This is a genomic window from Candidatus Liberibacter americanus str. Sao Paulo, assembly GCF_000496595.1.
Lineage (GTDB): Bacteria > Pseudomonadota > Alphaproteobacteria > Rhizobiales > Rhizobiaceae > Liberibacter > Liberibacter americanus.
In genome coordinates, this window is the sequence record NC_022793.1 from 526,010 (window position 1) to 545,136 (window position 19,127).

Below are 19,127 nucleotides of genomic sequence, written 5' to 3' on the forward strand. Positions count from 1 at the left end.
ACCTTTAAATAGCTTTTGGGTATAAATTACGTTTGGAGATGGCATATGCAACAAGGGATCATGAGATTTTTTAATCCATGGACAGATGATAAAGATTTCGATTCTATTAGGATTTCAATTGCTTCTCCGGAGAAGATATTATCTTTATCTTATGGTGAGATAAAGAAGCCAGAAACAATTAATTATCGTACTTTTAAGCCTGAGAGAGATGGTTTATTCTGTGCTAGGATTTTTGGCCCTATGGCTGATTATGAGTGTTTATGCGGAAAGTATAAACGCATGAAGTATAAGGGTGTTGTTTGTGAGAAGTGTGGTGTTGAGGTAACATTATCGTCTGTTCGTCGAGATCGTATGGCTCATATTCGCCTTGCTGCCCCAGTTGCTCATCCTTGGTTTCTTAAGTCTTTACCATCGCGTATATCAATATTACTTGATATGTCCTTGAAAAACATAGAGCGAGTTCTTTATTTTGAAAGTTATGTTGTTGTTGATCCTGGTTTGTCCCCATTGGAAAAATATCAGCTTTTAACAGAAGAAGAGTATTTGCAGGCTTTAAATGATTATAGTGAAGATCAGTTTATAGCTATGATGGGAGCTGATGCAATACGTGAGCTTTTGATTTCATTGGATCTTGAGAAATTGGCTGCTGATTTGCGCTCTAGTTTGATTAAAGACGTTTCTATTTTTAGGCGAAAGAAAACAATGAAACGTCTGAAGATAGTTGATAATTTTTTAAATTCTGGGAATCGTCCTGAATGGATGATTATGACTGTTATTCCTGTTATTCCACCAGATTTGCGTCCATTAGTTGCTCTTGATTTTGGTCGTTTTGCTGCTTCTGATCTTAATGATTTGTATAGACGTGTTATTGGTAGAAACAATCGTTTGATTAGGTTAAACGGCTTGCATGCTCCAGACATTATCGTAAGAAATGAAAAAAGGATGCTTCAAGAAGCAGTTGATGCATTGTTTGATAATGGTCGTCATAAGCGTGTGATAACTGGTGCAAATAGGCGTCCTCTGAAATCTCTATCTGATATGTTAAAGGGTAAGCAGGGTCGTTTTAGAACAAATCTTCTCGGGAAAAGAGTTGATTATTCTGGTCGTTCTGTCATCGTTGCAGGTCCAGAATTGTTGTTGCATCAATGTGGTTTGCCGAAGTTAATGGCGCTTGAGTTGTTTAAGCCTTTCTTATATGCTCAATTAGAGAAAAAAGGTTGTGTTTCTACTGTTAAACAGGCCAAAAAATTTGTTGAAAAGAAAAAGCCTGAAGTTTGGGATGCTCTTGAAGAAGTGGTCTCTCAGAGCCTTATTTTGCTTAATCGTGCACCGAGTTTGCATCGTTTGAGTATGCAAGCTTTCGAGCCTAAAATTATAAGCGGGAAAGCTATCCAGCTCCATCCTTTGGTTTGTGAAGGGTATAATGCTGACTTTGATGGTGATCAAATGGCTGTACACGTGTTGCTTTCACTTGAAGCGCAGTTAGAAGCGCGTGTATTGATGATGTCCACTAATAATATTTTACATCCAGCTAGTGGTGTGCCAGTTGTGGTTCCTTCACAAGACATGGTTTTGGGTTTATATTATTTGTCTATTTCACATAAAGGTGACCCTGGTGAGGGGATGTCTTTTGCTGATGTAGGCGAGGTCTATCATGCTCTTGAAAATAAAGTAGTTACTTTACATTCCAGGATACTTGGAAGATACACTAGTGTTGATGCAGATGGTAATAAGGTATCAAAAGTTTATGATACAACTCCAGGCCGTATGATAATAGGCGAAATATTGCCTTGTCATTATAAAATCTCATTTGATATTTGTAATCAAGAAATGACTAAGAAAAACATTTCATCTATGGTTGATACAGTTTATCGTAATTGTGGTCAGGAAAATACGGTTGTTTTTTGTGATCGTCTTATGCGCTTAGGTTTTTCTTATGCTTGTTCTTCTGGTATTTCCTTCGGTAAAGATGATATAATTGTTCCTGAATCTAAGGAAAAGATTATTGCAGAAGCTGATAAGATGGTAAAAGATTATGAGCAGGAATATAATGATGGTCTCATTACTCGGGGAGAAAAATATAATAAGGTTGTTGAACTTTGGGGTAAGGCAACTGATAAAGTGACCGAAGAGATGATGGCTCGGATGAAAGAGGTTGAATTCGATCCAGAAACTGGTCGTCAAAAGCCTATGAATTCTATATTTATGATGTCTCGTTCTGGTGCACGTGGTTCTATACATCAGATGCGTCAGCTTGGTGGTATGAGAGGATTGATAGCAAAACCATCTGGAGAAATTATTGAAACACCTATTCGTTCTCACTTTAAAGGTGGCCTTGATGTTTTTGAGTTCTTTAAATCAAATATTGGTGGTCGTAAAGGATTGCTTGACGTTGTTATGAGAACCGCTAGCTCTGGTTATTTGAGCAGGAGACTTGTCGATGTTAATCAGAATTGTGTTATCACTCAAGTTGATTGTGGAACTGATAGAGGTTTGACTGTTAGATCAATTGTTGATTCTGGACAGGTTGTCTCTTCTTTGGGTAGTAGAATTTTAGGGCGTACTACTATTGAGAATATTATTAATCCATTAACAAATGAGTGTATTATTGAAGCTGGTAAATTGATACTTGAATCTCATGTCGCTGATATTGAGGAGCTTGGTATTAGATCTGTCAGGATTCGTTCACCTTTGACTTGTGAATCTAGTAAAGGTATTTGTGCCTTTTGTTATGGTCGTGATCTATCTAGAGGAAAGATTATTAATGTTGGTGAAGCTATTGGTATTATTGCTGCTCAGTCTATCGGAGAGCCTGGTACTCAGTTAACTATGCGTACCTTTCACCTTGGAGGGGCGGCAACCGTTGTTGACAGGTCTTTCATAGAGTCTTCTTGTGACGGGAAAGTAAAAATTAAAAATTGTACTGTATGTTTGAATTCTGAACAAGATCTCATATCAATGGGGCGCAATACCACACTTCAGGTTTTGGATTCTTCTGGTGAAGAACAATCTTCGTATCGTATTATGTATGGTGCAAAGCTTTTTGTTAATAATGGTGATTCTGTCAAGTGTGGACAACGTATCTCAGAATGGGATCCGCATACTTCTCCAATAATAACAGAAGTTTCTGGAACAGTAGAATTTGAAGATCTTGTAGATGGACTATCTGTAATTGAGAGTATTGGTGAATCTACAGGTATAGCTAAGCGTAAAGTTATAGATTGGCGTTTTAGCACTCATGGTCAGAACTTAAAACCTGCAATTGTTGTAAAAGATGAAAATGGTGATGTTATAAAATTTGCTCGTGGTTCTGATGCTAGATGGTTTTTGCCAGTAGATGCAATCCTTTCAGTTACACCTGGACAAAAAGTTTCTGTAGGCGATGTGCTTGCTCGTTCACCAATTTCTAGTGCTAAGACAAAAGATATTACAAGCGGATTGCCACGTGTGGCTGAGCTTTTTGAGGCACGTCGTCCGAAAGATAATGCTATGTTAGCAGAAATTAGTGGTACTATCAGGATCAAGCGTAATTATAAAAATAAATCTCGAGTATTAATTGAGCCTTTTGATGAAAGCCTTGAACCAGTTGAATATTTTATTCCAAAAAACAAGCATTTTTATCTGCAAGATGGCGATACTGTTGAAAAAGGTGATTATATAGTTGAAGGTAATCCTGCACCTCATGATATTTTACGTATTAAAGGTGTAGAAGCTTTGGCTTCTTATTTGCTTAATGAAATTCAAGAGGTTTATCGTCTTGAGGGAGTTGTAATTAACGATAAGCATATAGAAGTAGTTATTCGTCAGATGTTGCAAAAAGTTGAGATTATTGATGTAGGTGATAGTGAATATGTCTTAGGTGATAATATAGATCGGGTTGAAGTAGAAGCGATTAATAAAGAACTTATTCATCATAAAAAGAAACCTGTCGTTTTTTCTCCAGTGTTACAGGGAATTACTAAGGCTGCTCTGCAAACAAAATCCTTTATATCTGCTGCTTCATTCCAAGAAACAACAAAGGTTCTTACAGAAGCAGCTATTGCAGGAAAAGTTGATATGCTAGAGGGACTGAAGGAAAATGTTATAGTTGGTCGTTTAATTCCTGCTGGAACAGGAGCTCTCTTAAGAGAAAAACGTCGTATTGCTATGCATAGAGATCAGATGATTGTCAAAGAAAAAAATAATTCTTCGAATAATACTGAATCAAATGATAAATATGTTAAAATATGATATTAGAATAATGTGAATAGCATTATTCTCTTTTATCTTAATAACATAATGTATTATATTAAGGTTATAAATTTTCTATTTCTTCATTTGATTTAGTTGATCTAAGATTAACAGCAGTATTTTTATATCGATTTGATTATATGATAATGTATAGATATATGTATTTGTATATCTTTAAATACTGTTTATTTATCCTATAAAATTATTATTTTATACAATATGTGATTACTTTGTCATTATCCGATTTTTATTATCTTAGTAATTTGCTTATTATAGTATGATTTTTAGCATATAGATTAAAACTATTTGATAATCTAATTATTTTATTTATATAAGTTTTTATTTTATGTATTTCTGTGATTTTGATTTGTTAATCTAATTTAGACATAGATAAATATAATTCTAAATGCTATTTATCGACTAAAAATCAATATAATCAATATTATAGCTTTTTGATAACATATATTATTTTTAATTATTGATATAGACAAATCATATTCTATATAGAGAATGTATATTCATAAATATTATTTATAAGTTATATATAATTATCTATATATAAAATATTTTGGCTATTAAAATTACTTAAATTAAATGTTTTTTGCTTATCTTTTATTTTAATAACTCACCATTCTATTTAGTTATAGGCATTTGCGATAATATGGATGAAAGTGTCCATTTTACAATTTCTGTAGACATACGATTAAATGCAATATCAAGAGATTGCACGAAGTACAGTTTATTATCTTTTAGAAAAGGTTCTTCAGCATGAAATACCTTTTGTGCCACGATATCGCCTGTATTTAAATTTATGATTTTTATAGACATTAAAATTACAGCTTGATTTTGATCAATATTAATTTCAAATGATTGGATATTGGAAGATAGTTGATATCCTGAATATATTCCTTGATTTGTTCTAGATACAGTTAATATTTTCTGATTATTTTCAAACTTTGAAATGAGTTTTGATTGTATCATGCGTGGCAGTCTATCGCTCCATTGAGAATCTATTAAATATCTCATTTCAATAGGAGAGGAACGAATAATTATATTTTCGCTATTTAATATTTTAAGAGAAATTGGCTCGTTGATAATAATTTTAATATTATCTTTAATATCTCTATTTTCGCCTGTACTAAAATTACTGTTTGAAAGCTCAAATGTATCTTTAGTTATATTTCCAAAACAGGAAGAAAGTAACATGCATGATAATGTGATTACACTGTAAGGTATAATTTTTTTATAAAGATTACTCAATTTATTATCCATAAGTTAGATTACACATTGTTCTAAAGCATTATTAATTAACAAGCTATTTTATTAATGCTTAGGTTTATATGATTTTATCGTTTCTGTTCCCCAAATTATCCTTTGCGGATTATGTCTGAAATTATCAATAAATTCATTAAAATGATCGACGCTTTCTTGCATATTTCCGATTAGATTTTGTAAATCGTTCAATCCATTATTTGAGAATTTTTCTACATTATTTGCTATAGGAGGAATATACTTGTTTAGTTGATTGGCGGCATTACTTAAAGAATTCATTGTGATATTTGCTTCTTCAATTAGTGATTTGTTTTCTTTATTGCCTGATAAATTTTTCATTTTCGTCATAATATCTTTCAATTGATCCATAATATTACGTATAGCAGCTGTACTTTCACGCATGTTATCAGTTGTTTTAAACACATTATTTAAAGAAGCAGCCATTTCTTTACTATTTATTGTTTCTTTAACATTAGAAATAATTCCATCTGCTTTTTTTCCAACTGTCTGGAAAGTTTTATTAGTTTCATTTAACCCATTAATGGTATTATCAAAATTATTTGATGTGTTTACAAAATTATCACTGGCAATTTGAATATTGCCTATTATTCTATTGATTTTTGTAGTATCAACTACATCAATCATTTTATCAATCTTTTTAAGAATATTCGTAAAATTATCTATTAGATCTGATGTTTTTTCAGATAAATTATTATCGCCATTAGTCATATTATCGATACTAGAAATATTTTCTGCGATTACTGTCGATATATTTTCAATATTATTAATAGTGTTGTTTATAGGTTTTTCTATCCTATTTAAAATATTATTCACTTTCCCGGATAATAAATTGACATTATGCAGTGTTTCTTCTGTTTTGAGTAAAAAATTATTTAACCCTGATGGAATTGCATCAATTATTGCAAGTTTATTTGATTCTTTTGCAATTTGGAAAACAGTCTTATTTCCTTTGTTTTTATTAGATAACTCAATATGTGTTATTCCAGTTATCCCTTGGGATATAATCATTGCTCTAGTTGAAGGATATATAGGCATATCAGATCTGATATTAACTTTAGCGATTGAGTAAGATGGATTTTCGGAATCAATATATAATCCCGTGATATCTCCGATTTTAATACCATTAAAACGAACAGCTGAGTTAACTGATAATCCATCGACTGATCCTGGTATACGTACAATTAATTCATCCGTTGGTCCATCATATTTATCAGAGTGTAATAACCAGTATATAGCAAAGAATGCCAAAACTATTATTGTAATTGTAAATATTCCTATTGATATATAATAATTTTTATTTTCCATTTATAAATCAACGTCCTTATTTAATCTAGTTAAATATGATTTCACCCATGGATAATCAGAAGAAAGCATGTCTTTAACATTTCCGTTGTATATGATGCCATTTTTGACCATTACTATTACTCTATTGCAAGTAGACATTAAACTATTAATGTCATGTGTTATCATATACACTGTTAATCCTAAAGAATTACGTAATTTAACTAATAATTTATCAAATTCTGATGCACCTATAGGATCTAATCCAGAGGTTGGTTCATCTAGAAAAATAAGTTCAGGATCAATTGCCAATGATCTTGCCAATGCAACTCTTTTTATCATTCCTCCTGATAATTGATAAGGGCTTAAACTAGCTGTTTCAATAGGAAGACCTACCATAGACATTTTAAGCTTAACTATATCACTGATAATGCTTTCCGGCAAACTGTTATTTTGTCGAATTGGAACACTGATGTTATCATGAACGCTCATAGATGAAAATAATGCACCATGCTGGAATAGAACTCCTAATTTAGTTCCTAGATAAAAATCTATCTTTTCTTTAGAATTTAAAAACTCTTCTTTTAATATTTTAATAGTTCCAGATACATGTGGTATAAGGCCAATAATCGCTCTCATCAATATGGATTTTCCAACTCCAGATGGTCCTATGATTCCAACTATATCACCGCGGTAAATATCCAAATTAACTTTGTTAAGTATAACTTCATTGTTCAACACAACAGTTAGGTCTTGGACGGATAGTACTTTTTCTTTTGTAGACGTATCGTTTAATTGCATAAGGTATTCTTTCCTATAGATCATATACCAATTGCGAAATAAAATACAGCGAAAAGAGAATCTATTATTAGAACCATTGAAATTGATTTAACAACGCAAGCTGTTACTGTATTACCTATCGAATTAGCGTCGTATTTTACTTTTAATCCTTCTTTAAATGCAATAATGCCAATAGCAGCTGCCATAAAAGGTGCTTTTAATAGTCCTGCGCAAATATTTAATAATGTTTGTGTCGAGTGAAGACGAGTAAAAAAAACGTTAAACGGCATGTTATAATATTTCCAGATAATAACAGAAGCTCCTATAATAGACGAAATATTAGCTAGAATAGTTAGAAGCGGCAATGAAATAATGAGAGCGAAAATACGTGGCGACATTATAACACTAACTATGTCTATACCCATTACTTTTATTGCATCAAGCTCTGAATTTATTTTCATAGCTCCGATTTCAGCAGCAATGGCACTTCCAGATCGTCCAGCAATCATTACGGCCGTTAGTAAAACTCCAATTTCTCGTAGCTGTAAAACACTAATTAAATCAATTGAAAAAATTTCTGCGCCAAAATTAGCAAGTTGAAATGCGGCTTGTTGTGCTATCACTGCGCCAGTTATAAGAGAAATTAGAATAATAACCGGAGCACCTTTTACACCAATATGATGTAAATGTGTAGTAAAAGCAGGTATAAACTCTTTTATTTTACGTTTACTAGCAATCAACTCGCAGAGATTATTAGTCATCAATCCCAAAATATGCATCTGGTCTAAAAAACTATACGATAATGTTGAAATGCTTTCCCCTATATATGAATATATCCTTGAGATTGTATTAGGTGATTTTCTTAATTCTGTATAATTATTATCTGTATCATTATATAAGCCTGCAAAAGATACAATTGAAATCATTTGATTAACTGAAGCAGATGCTCCTTTAAACTCAATATTACCTTGATATTTTTCTCTAAGTCTAACTATAATTACAGCACCTATGGTATCAATTGATTTTATCCCTGATAAATCTACTATAGCAATATCATCTTTCTTGGATTTTTCTAAAATTGTAATTATATCCTTGGCCATTTTAGATGAATCTATAGCCTTCCATGTTCCTATAAATTTTAAAAGTAGGGTACCATCTTCCGAGATAGACATAATTATGTTATTAGAAGTGATATGCCTTGATTTTATTGGCATTTATTATTAATTCCATATGGTGATTTGACAGACATAGTTCTGATTTTGTTCATTTTTTTTACAATGAACAAAGCATCTTGCTTAATATATTAGTAGTTTTATATTAAATATGTTCCTAAATAGTAAATGCTTGATAATATAAATGGCAATAGTCTATGTCAGTTAATTAAATAAACATTATATGATTGCATATTGCGTATTGTATGTTGTTATTTTCTAAAAAGGATATTTTTGTTATGAGAAATAAATCGTCAAAAAAGATAAATCATCCTGAACTTCAATTAGAAGAACATTTATCTGTAAACGCTCTCGCATATCATCAATATCCTATCTCTGGCAAATTGGAAATTAATGCTACTAAAGATCTTAATAATCAAAGAGATCTTTCTTTTGCATATTCTCCCGGTGTTGGATTTCCATGTATGGCTATTCATGAAGATCCTGATAAGGCTTCAATATATACGATTCGATCTAATCTTGTTGCTGTTATTTCTAATGGTTCTGCTGTTCTTGGTTTGGGTAATATTGGCCCCTTGGCTTCTAAACCTGTTATGGAAGGGAAGGCAGTGCTATTTAAAAAATTTGCAGGGATTAATGTATTTGATATAGAAATTGATGCAAAAGATATCGAAACTATGGTATCGACCATCTCTTCATTAGAGCCAACATTTGGTGGAATAAATCTAGAGGATATTAAATCTCCTGAATGTTTTGAAGTAGAAAGAATTTTATCTGAAAAGATGGATATCCCGGTTTTTCATGATGATCAACATGGAACTGCAATTACTGTCGCTGCAGCAATTTTGAATGGAATGGAATTAGCCAAAAAATCTTTTTCGGATATTAAAATTGTCACTTTGGGTGCAGGTGCAGCTGCATTAGCTTGTTTGAACTTATTGGTTAAAATGGGAGTTAAACGCGAAAATATTTGGATTCATGATCTCGAGGGTCTTGTTTATAAAGGACGTAAAAAAAAGGTAGATAAATGGAAGTCAGCCTACGCTCAGGATTCAGGTTCAAAGACACTTGCTGAAACAATGGAAAACGCTGATGTGTTTTTAGGCTTATCCGTAGCTAATGCTCTTGATCCAGTTGTATTAAAAAATATGGCTAAAAATCCATTGATTATGCCTTTAGCAAATCCTATTCCTGAAGTTATGCCAGATGTGGTAAAAAAAATTAGACCAGATGCAATGGTTTGTACAGGACGTTCTGATTTTCCCAATCAGGTGAATAATGTATTATGTTTCCCTTATATTTTTAGAGGCGCGCTTGATTGTGGAGCTAGTGATATTAATGAAGAAATGAAAATAGCAGTAGTTCGTGCTATGGCTAAATTAGCAAGAGATGTCCCTCATGATGTAGTTATTCAGAATTTTTCAGATAAACATCCTGTTTTTGGTCCTGATTATCTTATACCTTCGCCTTTTGATCCAAATTTAATTTTGCATATTGCTCCAGCGGTTGCTATTGCTGCTGAAAAAACAGGTGTAGCTAAATATCCTATCAAAGATTATGATGCTTATCGAGATTCATTGAAGCGTTTTGCTTTTCCAATCAGTTCTTTGATGAATCCGGTTTTTGAAGTTGCAAAAAAAACAGCTTGTAAACGAGTATTGTTTTGCCAAGGAGAAAGTGAAAGAGTGTTGCGTGCAGCACAAACTTTGGCAAAAGCAAATATTGCTAGGCCAGTTCTTATTGGCGATCCATTGAAAATTCAGTCAGCTATTCTTAGTTATGCTTTGAAAATAGTTGCTGGAAAAGATTTTGATATTATTGATCCGCATAGTGAAGATTCTTTCCAAGAATTTGTTGATTTATATCGTTCATTAAATGCTGCAAAGGGTATTTCTATGGATTTTGATCATAATATTATTCGTTCTAATAATATTTTGATGGGTTCTTTGGCGCTTAGACTTGTTAAAGCTGATGCTATGATCTCTATATGTGAAATTGATTCGCAATATGAAAGTCATTTAGAATATATCGATAATATTATAGGCAAAAGAAATGATATAAGTAATTATTCTGCAATGAGTATATTATTTACTAAAAATAAAACTTTATTCTTTGCCGATACTCATATATCTCTTGATCCTTCTGCAAAAGAAATAGCAGAAAGTATAAAAATGGCAGCAAAAGCTTTAAATCCTCTTGGAATTGTCCCGCGTATTTCTTTATTATCGCATTTAAATTGCAGCTCACATGATACGGATAGCTATTTGAAAATGTGTGAATCTTTAAAAATTATACGTGATATGTCTACAGATTTGGTAATTGATAGTGAGGTTCAGCAAGATATTGATCTTTCTAATATGATGAGTGATGATGTTATGCCAAATCAAGCTATTTCTAATAATGCTAATCTATTGATTTTTCCGAATATTGATTCTGCAAATATTGCTTTGGCAATTGCAAAATCAATCGCAAATGGAACATTTATCGGACCAGTTTTATTAGGAGCAAAATTGCCTGCGCATATTTTGCCTTCATCGGTTTCTGCAGAGGGTATTGTCAATATGGCTGCATTAGCTGTAGCAAGTAATTTTGAAAATTGCCAATAAGATTATATTGTTAAAGCATGAAATATGTAAATATCTTTGATATAAAACTATTTTGACAATTATTAGGCTTGTTACTTTCAAGAAAAAGCCTAATTTTATTTGTTTCGTTCTAAAACATAGAATGTATACAAATTTCTTATTTTTAATTGTTTATATATTTTTGTTCCTAGTAGATGATTTTAACTGAAACAGTTTAAGTTATTTATAAAATTATTTATATTTATTCATGTATATGTTTTAATATATACTTATCATACTTTTGTTTAATATTATTGTTGTTTGATGTATATATTATAGATATTTAATAAATCATCTAATAATGATGTTTTTATGCTTATATCATCAATTAATTGATTTAGTTAGTCTTTTTATATATTATATTTATACAGATCATACTTATAATAGTATTGTCTTAAACATTGATGAGATTTGCAGTATTAATCATAAAATTTGGTCATTTATGGGATGATTTGTTGTGATTGTATATTTGGCTTTGAAATATGATTTAATCATCTAGTTAATTACACTAATTATATCTTCATTAAAGTATTTTTACGAGAATAAATAGATATTATAATTTTAAGTTTTATATTTATTTCCTTTAAAAACGATAAATATTATTTTATGTTTTTTACAGCTTTATCCTAATATTATTCTAATAATGATGTTTTTTATTCTTTTATTCCTTTTTTAGGAATTATTTATCGTAAAAAATACGTTTTTTATATTTTTAAAGTAAAATCGATGTTCTTCGATAAACTATTATTTATTTAGCAAAGGTATAATTTCTTTTCTTTTTACATATAGTTAATAATTATCCCATTGACGCCCAATTTTTCCCATGTTATCCCATATGGCTACATAAAAAAAAATAAACTATTTTTAACGCTTGTGTTGAGGCGTGGTGTGAATGAAACGTTTTTTATCTAATGCAACTAAAAGTATAGATTCAAAAGGGCGCGTTTCTGTCCCTTCGGTTTTTCGGTCTATTTTAATAGATCGTTGTATTAAAGAACTATATTGTTTCCAGGATTTTTTTTTCCCAGCAATAAGCGTTGGAGATAGTAATTTACTTGAAAAGTTTGAACAAAGAATAGAGGGAAATGATCCTCTTTCAACAAAGGCAAATCAGTTATCACTTCTCATTCATGGAGGTGGAGTTTTTTTGAAAATGGATTCTGAAGGAAGGATCATGGTAACAGATTTTATTCGTGAGTTTACTGGGATTGTAAATGAAGTAACTTTTGTTGGTAGGGGTAATTACTTTCAATTGTGGAATCCTAAAAACTTTAAAACCATTCAAGCAGAATCTAGGAAAAAATACTCACTCCAAGATTGTGATAAATAGGTTATGCGGAGTCTTTTATGAAGTTTATTTGTTCTAGCGAAATGCCTTTCATAGGATCTAAGGAATTATCTAATGATATAATTCATCATGATCACGATGACCATATTCCTGTTATGTTATCAGAAGTTATTTCCTTTATTAATCCTACTCCTGATAAGATTATTTTAGATGCGACGTTTGGGGCGGGGGGTTATAGCCTTTCTTTTTGTAAACTAGGGGCAAAGGTTATTGCTTTGGATTGTGATCCTTTGTCTGTTTCAAAAGGACAAAAAACCATGAAAGAATATAAAGATAATTTTTCTCTCTTTAATGATAATTTTTCTCAATTAGAAAAGTATGCTCCAGATGATGGATTTGATGGGATTGTCTTTGATTTAGGCGTTTCATCTATGCAGATTGATTATGCTGATCGTGGTTTTTCTTTTCAAAAAGATGGTCCTTTAGATATGAGGATGTCATCTTCTGGAGTATCGGCAGCTGATGTCGTTAATAATGTAGATGTTAAAGATCTTATTCGTATTTTGGGAATTTTAGGCGAGGAAAAACAGGCTTCTCGTATCGCTCATGCTATTGTTAAACGTCGTCAATATGATCCCTTTAAAACAACTAATGATTTATCCTCTTTTATTAGCAAGACAGCATATATCATCAAAAAAAATCGCATTCATCCAGCAACACGTTCATTCCAAGCATTGCGTATCTTTGTAAATGATGAATTGGGAGAATTAGTTAAAGGATTATTTTCCGCAGAAAAAGTATTGAAGTGTGGAGGGGTTCTTGTAGTTGTCTCCTTTCATTCCTTGGAAGATCGTATTGTTAAAAATTTTTTTGCTAGTCGTTCAGGAAGGGGGACATTTATTCGTAACATGGCTGTAACTAATACAACGCCTGTGGTTTTTAAAACTTTATGCAAAAAGGTCATGGTGCCAACTGAAAGTGATATTGGGAAAAATAAACGTGCTCGTTCTGCCAAATTACGTGCTGGAATGAGAACTGAATCTCCGCCTATAGGTAAGAGCATTCCATTTGCTAAGTTGCCTAGATTGCCTGAACTTTCTCTATTTGGAGATAGAAATGTTGAAAACAGTTGATTTGGTAATTTTCGCCTTAGTTATTATTTCTATTACAGCAACGTATTACATCAAACATCAATCAGATTTGAAGACAGATCACTTAAAGGTTTTGAAACATAAAATAGTAGAAGAACAACATTATATTGAATTACTCAAAGCTCAATTGGCGCTATTAGTTCAGCCTCAACGAATTAAGAGCCTTGTTTCTTTTTATCAAAAAGAGCTGCAATTATATCAAACTGACACCTTACAGTTGATATCAATTGATGATTTATCAAAAATAAAATTTAGAGATTTTTCGCGAAATGCAAAAGTTTTTTCTTCAGATACAAGTGGTATGCGAGAAGATAAAAACTCAAAAGAACCTTAAAAACAGTAAATTAGTGACCTTTAGTACAACAAAATATATTTTTGATATAGGAGTTTTTAGTTTTAAATGGTATTTCCTTTTGTTATAACATCGCGATTTAATACTTGGTTTTCTATGAATTTGGTTAACTACCTTGTTAATAAACGCATTACATTTCAAGGTCCTAATAAGGAATACTTCATTCATAATAATCGTAAAAAAATTGTAATAAAAATTAATAATCGTATTTTTATGGTAATTGTTTTTTTTTTAGGAATATATTCTATTCTTGCAATACGATTAGTTCAATATGGTAATATTAAGCATGAAAATGTTAATCGTTTTTCTAAACTTCCTTCTGAATTATATATAACTTCACGTCCTGATATATTTGATAAAAATGGTTATATTCTTGCTACAGATATACGAACTTTTTCTTTATATGCCGAACCACATAAGGTTATTAATATTGATGAGATAGTAGAAAAACTGCAGACTGTATTACCAGATATTGATGTAGAAAAAATTCGTAAAAAGTTGACTTCTAATTCTAAATTTCAATGGTTAAGTCGACAACTTACTCCACAACAGCAAAAAAGCATCTTGAATTTAGGCCTTCCAGGATTAGGATTTCGTACTGAAAAAACGCGTTTATATCCTGCTGCATCTAGTGCATTACATGTTGTGGGTTATGTTGATATTGATAATCATGGCGTAACAGGAATTGAAAAATTTATTGATATGCAAGGGTTATCAATCTTATCAACGTCGTTTATGGAAGAAAAATCTATCAAGCCCATTAGATTATCTATTGATTTACGTGTGCAGGATATTGTTCGTCAGTCTTTAATTGAAAATAAAAAAAAATATAATGCAGAAGCAGCTGGAACCGTCATTCTGAATGCTAATACAGGAGAAGTCGTTGCTATGGTATCGATACCTGATCATGATCCACATGAGCATAAAAATTCTTTAAAGGAAGGATGGCTTAATCGTATTTCTTATGGAATATTTGAGATGGGTTCGATTTTTAAGGCATTTACTATTGCGATGGCTATTGATAGTGGTTTGTTTACCCTGGAAGATAAAATTGATACTAGCTATCCTATTAAGGAGGGAAAATTTTTAATCAGAGATTCTCATCCACAAATGCGAAAATTAAGCCTTAAAGAGATTTTTCAATATTCTTCTAATATTGGAGCTGCTAAAATTGCTGATGCTTTAGGCGTTGAGATGCACAGGGATTTTTTATATAAACTAGGTTTATTAACAAAATTAGAAACAGAATTACCTGAAAATAAGGAGCCTTCTTATCCTTATAATTGGAATAGAATTCATTCTTTGACGATTGCTTTTGGGCATGGTATAGCGACTACACCTTTACAAACAGCAGTAGCTGCTGCTTCTCTGGTTAATGGTGGAAAATTAATACCGCCTACTTTTATGCATAGAACTCGTGAGGAAGCAGACAAACTATCTAGTATAGTTATTAAAAAAAGCACTGTAGATGCAATGCGTAGTTTGTTTTATCATGGTGTTGTTGGTGGTTCAGGGAGGAGGGCATTTGTGCCTGGATTTGAAGTTGGTGGTAAGACCGGAACAGCTCGAAAAGTTGTTGATGGATATTATGCAAATGATTTAAATTTTAACTCTTTTATTGCAGTTTTTCCTATAAGTAATCCTCAGTATGTTGTTTTGAGCTTTATTGATTCACCAAAAATAAAAGTATACAATAAGCTTACTGCTGGTGTTAATGTTGCTCCTATGGTGGGAGAGATTATTAGTAAGTCAGCAAATATGCTTGGTGTAAAACCTGTTTTAAGATGATATAACTTTTATACTATTGTATCATAAAACAATTGATTAAAATCCTTAAATTTTATTTTTAAAGGAGGCCGTTTTTGAAATTAAAGGACCTAATATGTAGTGATTTTCCAGAATTAACTCAACAGTTATTGAGTTTTTCTGCAGATTGCTTAGAACGTGATATTTGTCATATCAGTTCAGATAGTCGTGCTATCAAAAAAGGTTGGATGTTTGTTGCTATTGCTGGCAACAAATTAAATGGTCATGATTTTATTTCACAGGCATTGCAACTAGGCGCTACAGCTGTTGTTATTGATTCTTGTAATTTGTATTGTTATCCAGATAACTTGAAATTTGATGTGCCCATTATTGTGGTTGATAATACGAGAAGGTTTTTAGCAATTATATCTACAAGATTATATGGGGCTCATCCTGAAAAAATATTCGCTGTTACAGGAACTGCTGGGAAAACTTCAGTTGCTTTTTTTGTGCGTCAGATTTTTCAATATTTAGGATTATCTGCTAGTCAGATTGGAACAGAAGGACTAATTCCATTCCTTCAACATAATGAAAGTCGATTAACTACTCCTAGTCCTGTTTATCTTTCACGATTGCTACCTTTGCTAGTTTCTAAAGGGGTAACGCATTTATCTATTGAGGCTTCAAGTCATGGATTGGATCAACATAGATTAGATGGTATAAAATTTTTCGCAGGAGCTTTTACTAATCTTGGTCGTGATCATCTTGATTACCATAAAACAATAGATGCGTATTTTGATGCAAAAATGTTACTTTTTGAAAGATTATTACCTAAAGGCGCTCCTGCAGTTATTTTTGCAGATAATGAATTTTCAGAAAAAGTAATAATGCGTGCTAAAACAGCAGGATGCCATGTGCTATCAGTAGGAAATAATGGACAATTTATTCGCATAAAACAATTGATTTCAATAAATGGAAAACAAAGAGTGAAATTCTCAATTGATGGTAAAAATTATGATATTATTTTTCCTGTTCATGGAGAATTTCAAGTATATAACGCTTTTGTTGCCGCAGGATTATGCCTATCAACGGGAATTAATGTTGATGATGTGATTAAGTCTTTAGAGCAATTAAGTCTTGTTCCTGGACGATTTGAATATATTGGAGATAATTCAAGAGGAGGAAAAATTTATGTAGATTATGCCCATACTCCTGATTCTTTAAAGACTATGTTAAAAAGTATTAGAAATATTTTTTCTGGTAAAATTATTTTAGTATTTGGATGTGGTGGTGATCGTGATGTTGGCAAGCGAAGAATTATGGGACAAATTGCTTTGAAGATGTCAGATGTTGCCATTGTAACAGATGATAATCCGCGGACTGAAGATCCTGTATCAATTCGCTCTGATATTATTGATGGCTGTTCTGGTTTTATTGAGGAGGGTAGCCGCCAAGATGCTATACGTATGGCTATTTCTATGTTGAATGCAGATGATGTGTTGGTAGTTGCGGGGAAAGGACAAGAAAAAGTACAAATTATTAAAGATGGAGAGAAGATGTTATCAGTTGATTGTGAAATAATACGTGAAATTTTGTTAGGATCTTTGTGAATCAACTTTGGAGTTTTCATGATTTATTGGATGCTATACAGGGTGAAGCTGTTGATAAATTCCCCGCAGGTTTTGTGAGTGGAATATCAATAGATAGTCGTTCTATTGTTGCGGGAGATGTATTTTTTGCACTAAAAGGGGAACGTTATGATGGTCATGATTATGTCTTGGATGCTGTAAACAAAGGTGCATCTATCGTAGTCATAGATGCGAGTATGATTTCCTCAATAGGACAGTTATCTGTTCCAATATTTTTGGTAAAAGATGTTTTATTAGCTCTTAACAACCTTGCTATTGCATCTCGTCTTCGTTCTAATGCTAAAATTATTGCTGTTACTGGATCGGTTGGTAAAACTACTACTAAAGAAATGCTAAAATTGGCTTTATCATCTGTAGGGAAAACTCATGCTAGTATAAATTCCTATAATAATCGTATAGGTGTTCCATTAACTTTGGCATGTATGCCACATGATGCAGAATTTGGTTTTTTTGAATTAGGAATGAGCGCTCCTAATGAAATCAGATTTTTGACTCGATTAGTTCGTCCTCATATGTCTATCATTACTACAATTGCTCCAGCTCATATAGGGAACTTTTCAAATTTGAATGAAATTGCTGCTGCAAAAGCCGAAATCTTTGAAGAATTAGAAAATGACGGTTCTGTTCTTTTAAATCATGATAATCCATATTTTGATTTTCTTGCTAATAAGGCAAGGGATTTGGGTATTAACAAAATTTATTCATTTGGAAAATCAGTTGATGCTGATTTTAGACTTATCAAGTTTCAGCAATTATCAGAAAAATCTTTGATAAAATTCCAAATAAATGATCATATCTTAGAAGTGATTATTGCTACTTCAGGAAAACATATGGCATATAATGTTGTTGCAACATTAGGTATTGTTGCGATGCTTGATGTTGACGTTGCTAAATCAATTAATGCTCTTGCTACTTTTAAGCCTCAAAAAGGTAGAGGTAAGCGTTATCACCTTGCATTAAAAAAAGGATATTTCACACTGATTGATGAAAGTTACAATGCCAATCCTGCTTCTATGAAAGCAGCAATATCTGTTTTATCTAAAACTTCTCCATATGGAACAGGTCGTCGAATTGCGGTGCTTGGAGATATGTGTGAAATGGGAAAAATGTCGAAATTATTTCATATTAATCTTGCAAAAGTACTATGTTCACATAACATATCGCATGTATGGTTGACTGGGGTTCATATGGTGCACTTAAAAAATGCTTTGTCAATAGATATTAATGTGAAGTATTTTACAGAAATAGTTGATCTATTTGCATTTATTAAAACTTCAGTAATTCAAGGTGATGTCATGGTTGTTAAATCTTCTAATATGTGTGGATTGCATCAACTTGTTCAGTTGATGCTTAAAGAATTTATAATTGTTAATTATAATGACTAAATTATTATTTTAATTATGATTGACTATTATCCATATAATCATATTTAAATAAATATCATCTAATCAATACTTATGTGGATTATTATATTAATAATGCATTTATATTTTAATCTATTTGTAATAGTGATATTAAATAATTTTTATTTTACAACTAATCGTATAATAATAAATGCTGT

The 19,127-nt window shown here is 31.7% G+C and carries 12 protein-coding genes; 8 read left to right on the forward strand and 4 right to left on the reverse strand.

Going from position 1 to position 19,127, the window contains the following annotated elements; translation table 11 throughout:
- Positions 1-45: 45 nt before the first annotated feature.
- On the forward strand, positions 46-4,230 hold the full coding sequence (gene rpoC, locus LAM_RS02260) for a DNA-directed RNA polymerase subunit beta' (RefSeq protein WP_007557346.1): 4,185 nt from the start codon (positions 46-48) through the stop codon (positions 4,228-4,230).
- Between the two features lie 633 nt (positions 4,231-4,863).
- Here the strand turns inward: rpoC and LAM_RS02265 are convergent.
- The 4 genes from LAM_RS02265 to LAM_RS02280 form a co-directional block, all read right to left on the reverse strand.
- Positions 4,864-5,490, reverse strand: a complete 627-nt coding sequence (locus tag LAM_RS02265) for an ABC-type transport auxiliary lipoprotein family protein (protein ID WP_240532042.1) — start codon at positions 5,488-5,490, stop codon at positions 4,864-4,866.
- A gap of 63 nt (positions 5,491-5,553) precedes the next feature.
- The gene (locus tag LAM_RS02270) at positions 5,554-6,828 is read right to left on the reverse strand and encodes an MlaD family protein (protein ID WP_007557348.1); all 1,275 of its coding nucleotides are present in this window, start codon (positions 6,826-6,828) and stop codon (positions 5,554-5,556) included.
- The gene (locus LAM_RS02275; RefSeq protein ID WP_007557349.1) at positions 6,829-7,605 is read right to left on the reverse strand and encodes an ABC transporter ATP-binding protein; all 777 of its coding nucleotides are present in this window, start codon (positions 7,603-7,605) and stop codon (positions 6,829-6,831) included.
- A 20-nt stretch (positions 7,606-7,625) separates the two neighbouring features.
- Positions 7,626-8,798, reverse strand: a complete 1,173-nt coding sequence (locus LAM_RS02280) for an MlaE family ABC transporter permease (RefSeq protein WP_007557350.1) — start codon at positions 8,796-8,798, stop codon at positions 7,626-7,628.
- A gap of 236 nt (positions 8,799-9,034) precedes the next feature.
- On the opposite strand from LAM_RS02280, the gene LAM_RS02285 reads away from it, so the two are divergent.
- The 7 genes from LAM_RS02285 (at position 9,035) to LAM_RS02315 (ending at position 18,951) form a co-directional block, all read left to right on the forward strand.
- Positions 9,035-11,362 carry a phosphate acyltransferase gene (locus LAM_RS02285; RefSeq protein ID WP_007557351.1) on the forward strand — a complete coding sequence of 776 codons (2,328 nt, stop codon included), beginning with the start codon at positions 9,035-9,037 and terminating at the stop codon, positions 11,360-11,362.
- A 910-nt stretch (positions 11,363-12,272) separates the two neighbouring features.
- Positions 12,273-12,710 carry a division/cell wall cluster transcriptional repressor MraZ gene (gene mraZ / locus LAM_RS02290; RefSeq protein WP_007557352.1) on the forward strand — a complete coding sequence of 146 codons (438 nt, stop codon included), beginning with the start codon at positions 12,273-12,275 and terminating at the stop codon, positions 12,708-12,710.
- A gap of 41 nt (positions 12,711-12,751) precedes the next feature.
- Positions 12,752-13,801, forward strand: coding sequence for a 16S rRNA (cytosine(1402)-N(4))-methyltransferase RsmH (gene rsmH / locus LAM_RS02295; protein ID WP_051050884.1), 1,050 nt, complete (start codon positions 12,752-12,754; stop codon positions 13,799-13,801).
- Positions 13,785-14,153, forward strand: coding sequence for a cell division protein FtsL (gene ftsL, locus LAM_RS02300; protein WP_007557354.1), 369 nt, complete (start codon positions 13,785-13,787; stop codon positions 14,151-14,153). Before rsmH ends, ftsL begins: the two co-directional genes overlap by 17 nt.
- A 66-nt stretch (positions 14,154-14,219) precedes the next feature.
- A complete protein-coding gene (locus tag LAM_RS02305) occupies positions 14,220-15,959 on the forward strand; it encodes a peptidoglycan D,D-transpeptidase FtsI family protein (protein WP_007557355.1) in 1,740 nt (579 codons plus the stop codon).
- Positions 15,960-16,033: 74 nt separating this feature from the next.
- Positions 16,034-17,527: a UDP-N-acetylmuramoyl-L-alanyl-D-glutamate--2,6-diaminopimelate ligase gene (locus LAM_RS02310; protein ID WP_007557356.1), complete on the forward strand. Its 1,494-nt coding sequence runs from the start codon at positions 16,034-16,036 to the stop codon at positions 17,525-17,527.
- Positions 17,524-18,951, forward strand: coding sequence for a UDP-N-acetylmuramoyl-tripeptide--D-alanyl-D-alanine ligase (locus LAM_RS02315; protein ID WP_007557357.1), 1,428 nt, complete (start codon positions 17,524-17,526; stop codon positions 18,949-18,951). Before LAM_RS02310 ends, LAM_RS02315 begins: the two co-directional genes overlap by 4 nt.
- The last annotated feature ends 176 nt before the right edge of the window (positions 18,952-19,127 follow it).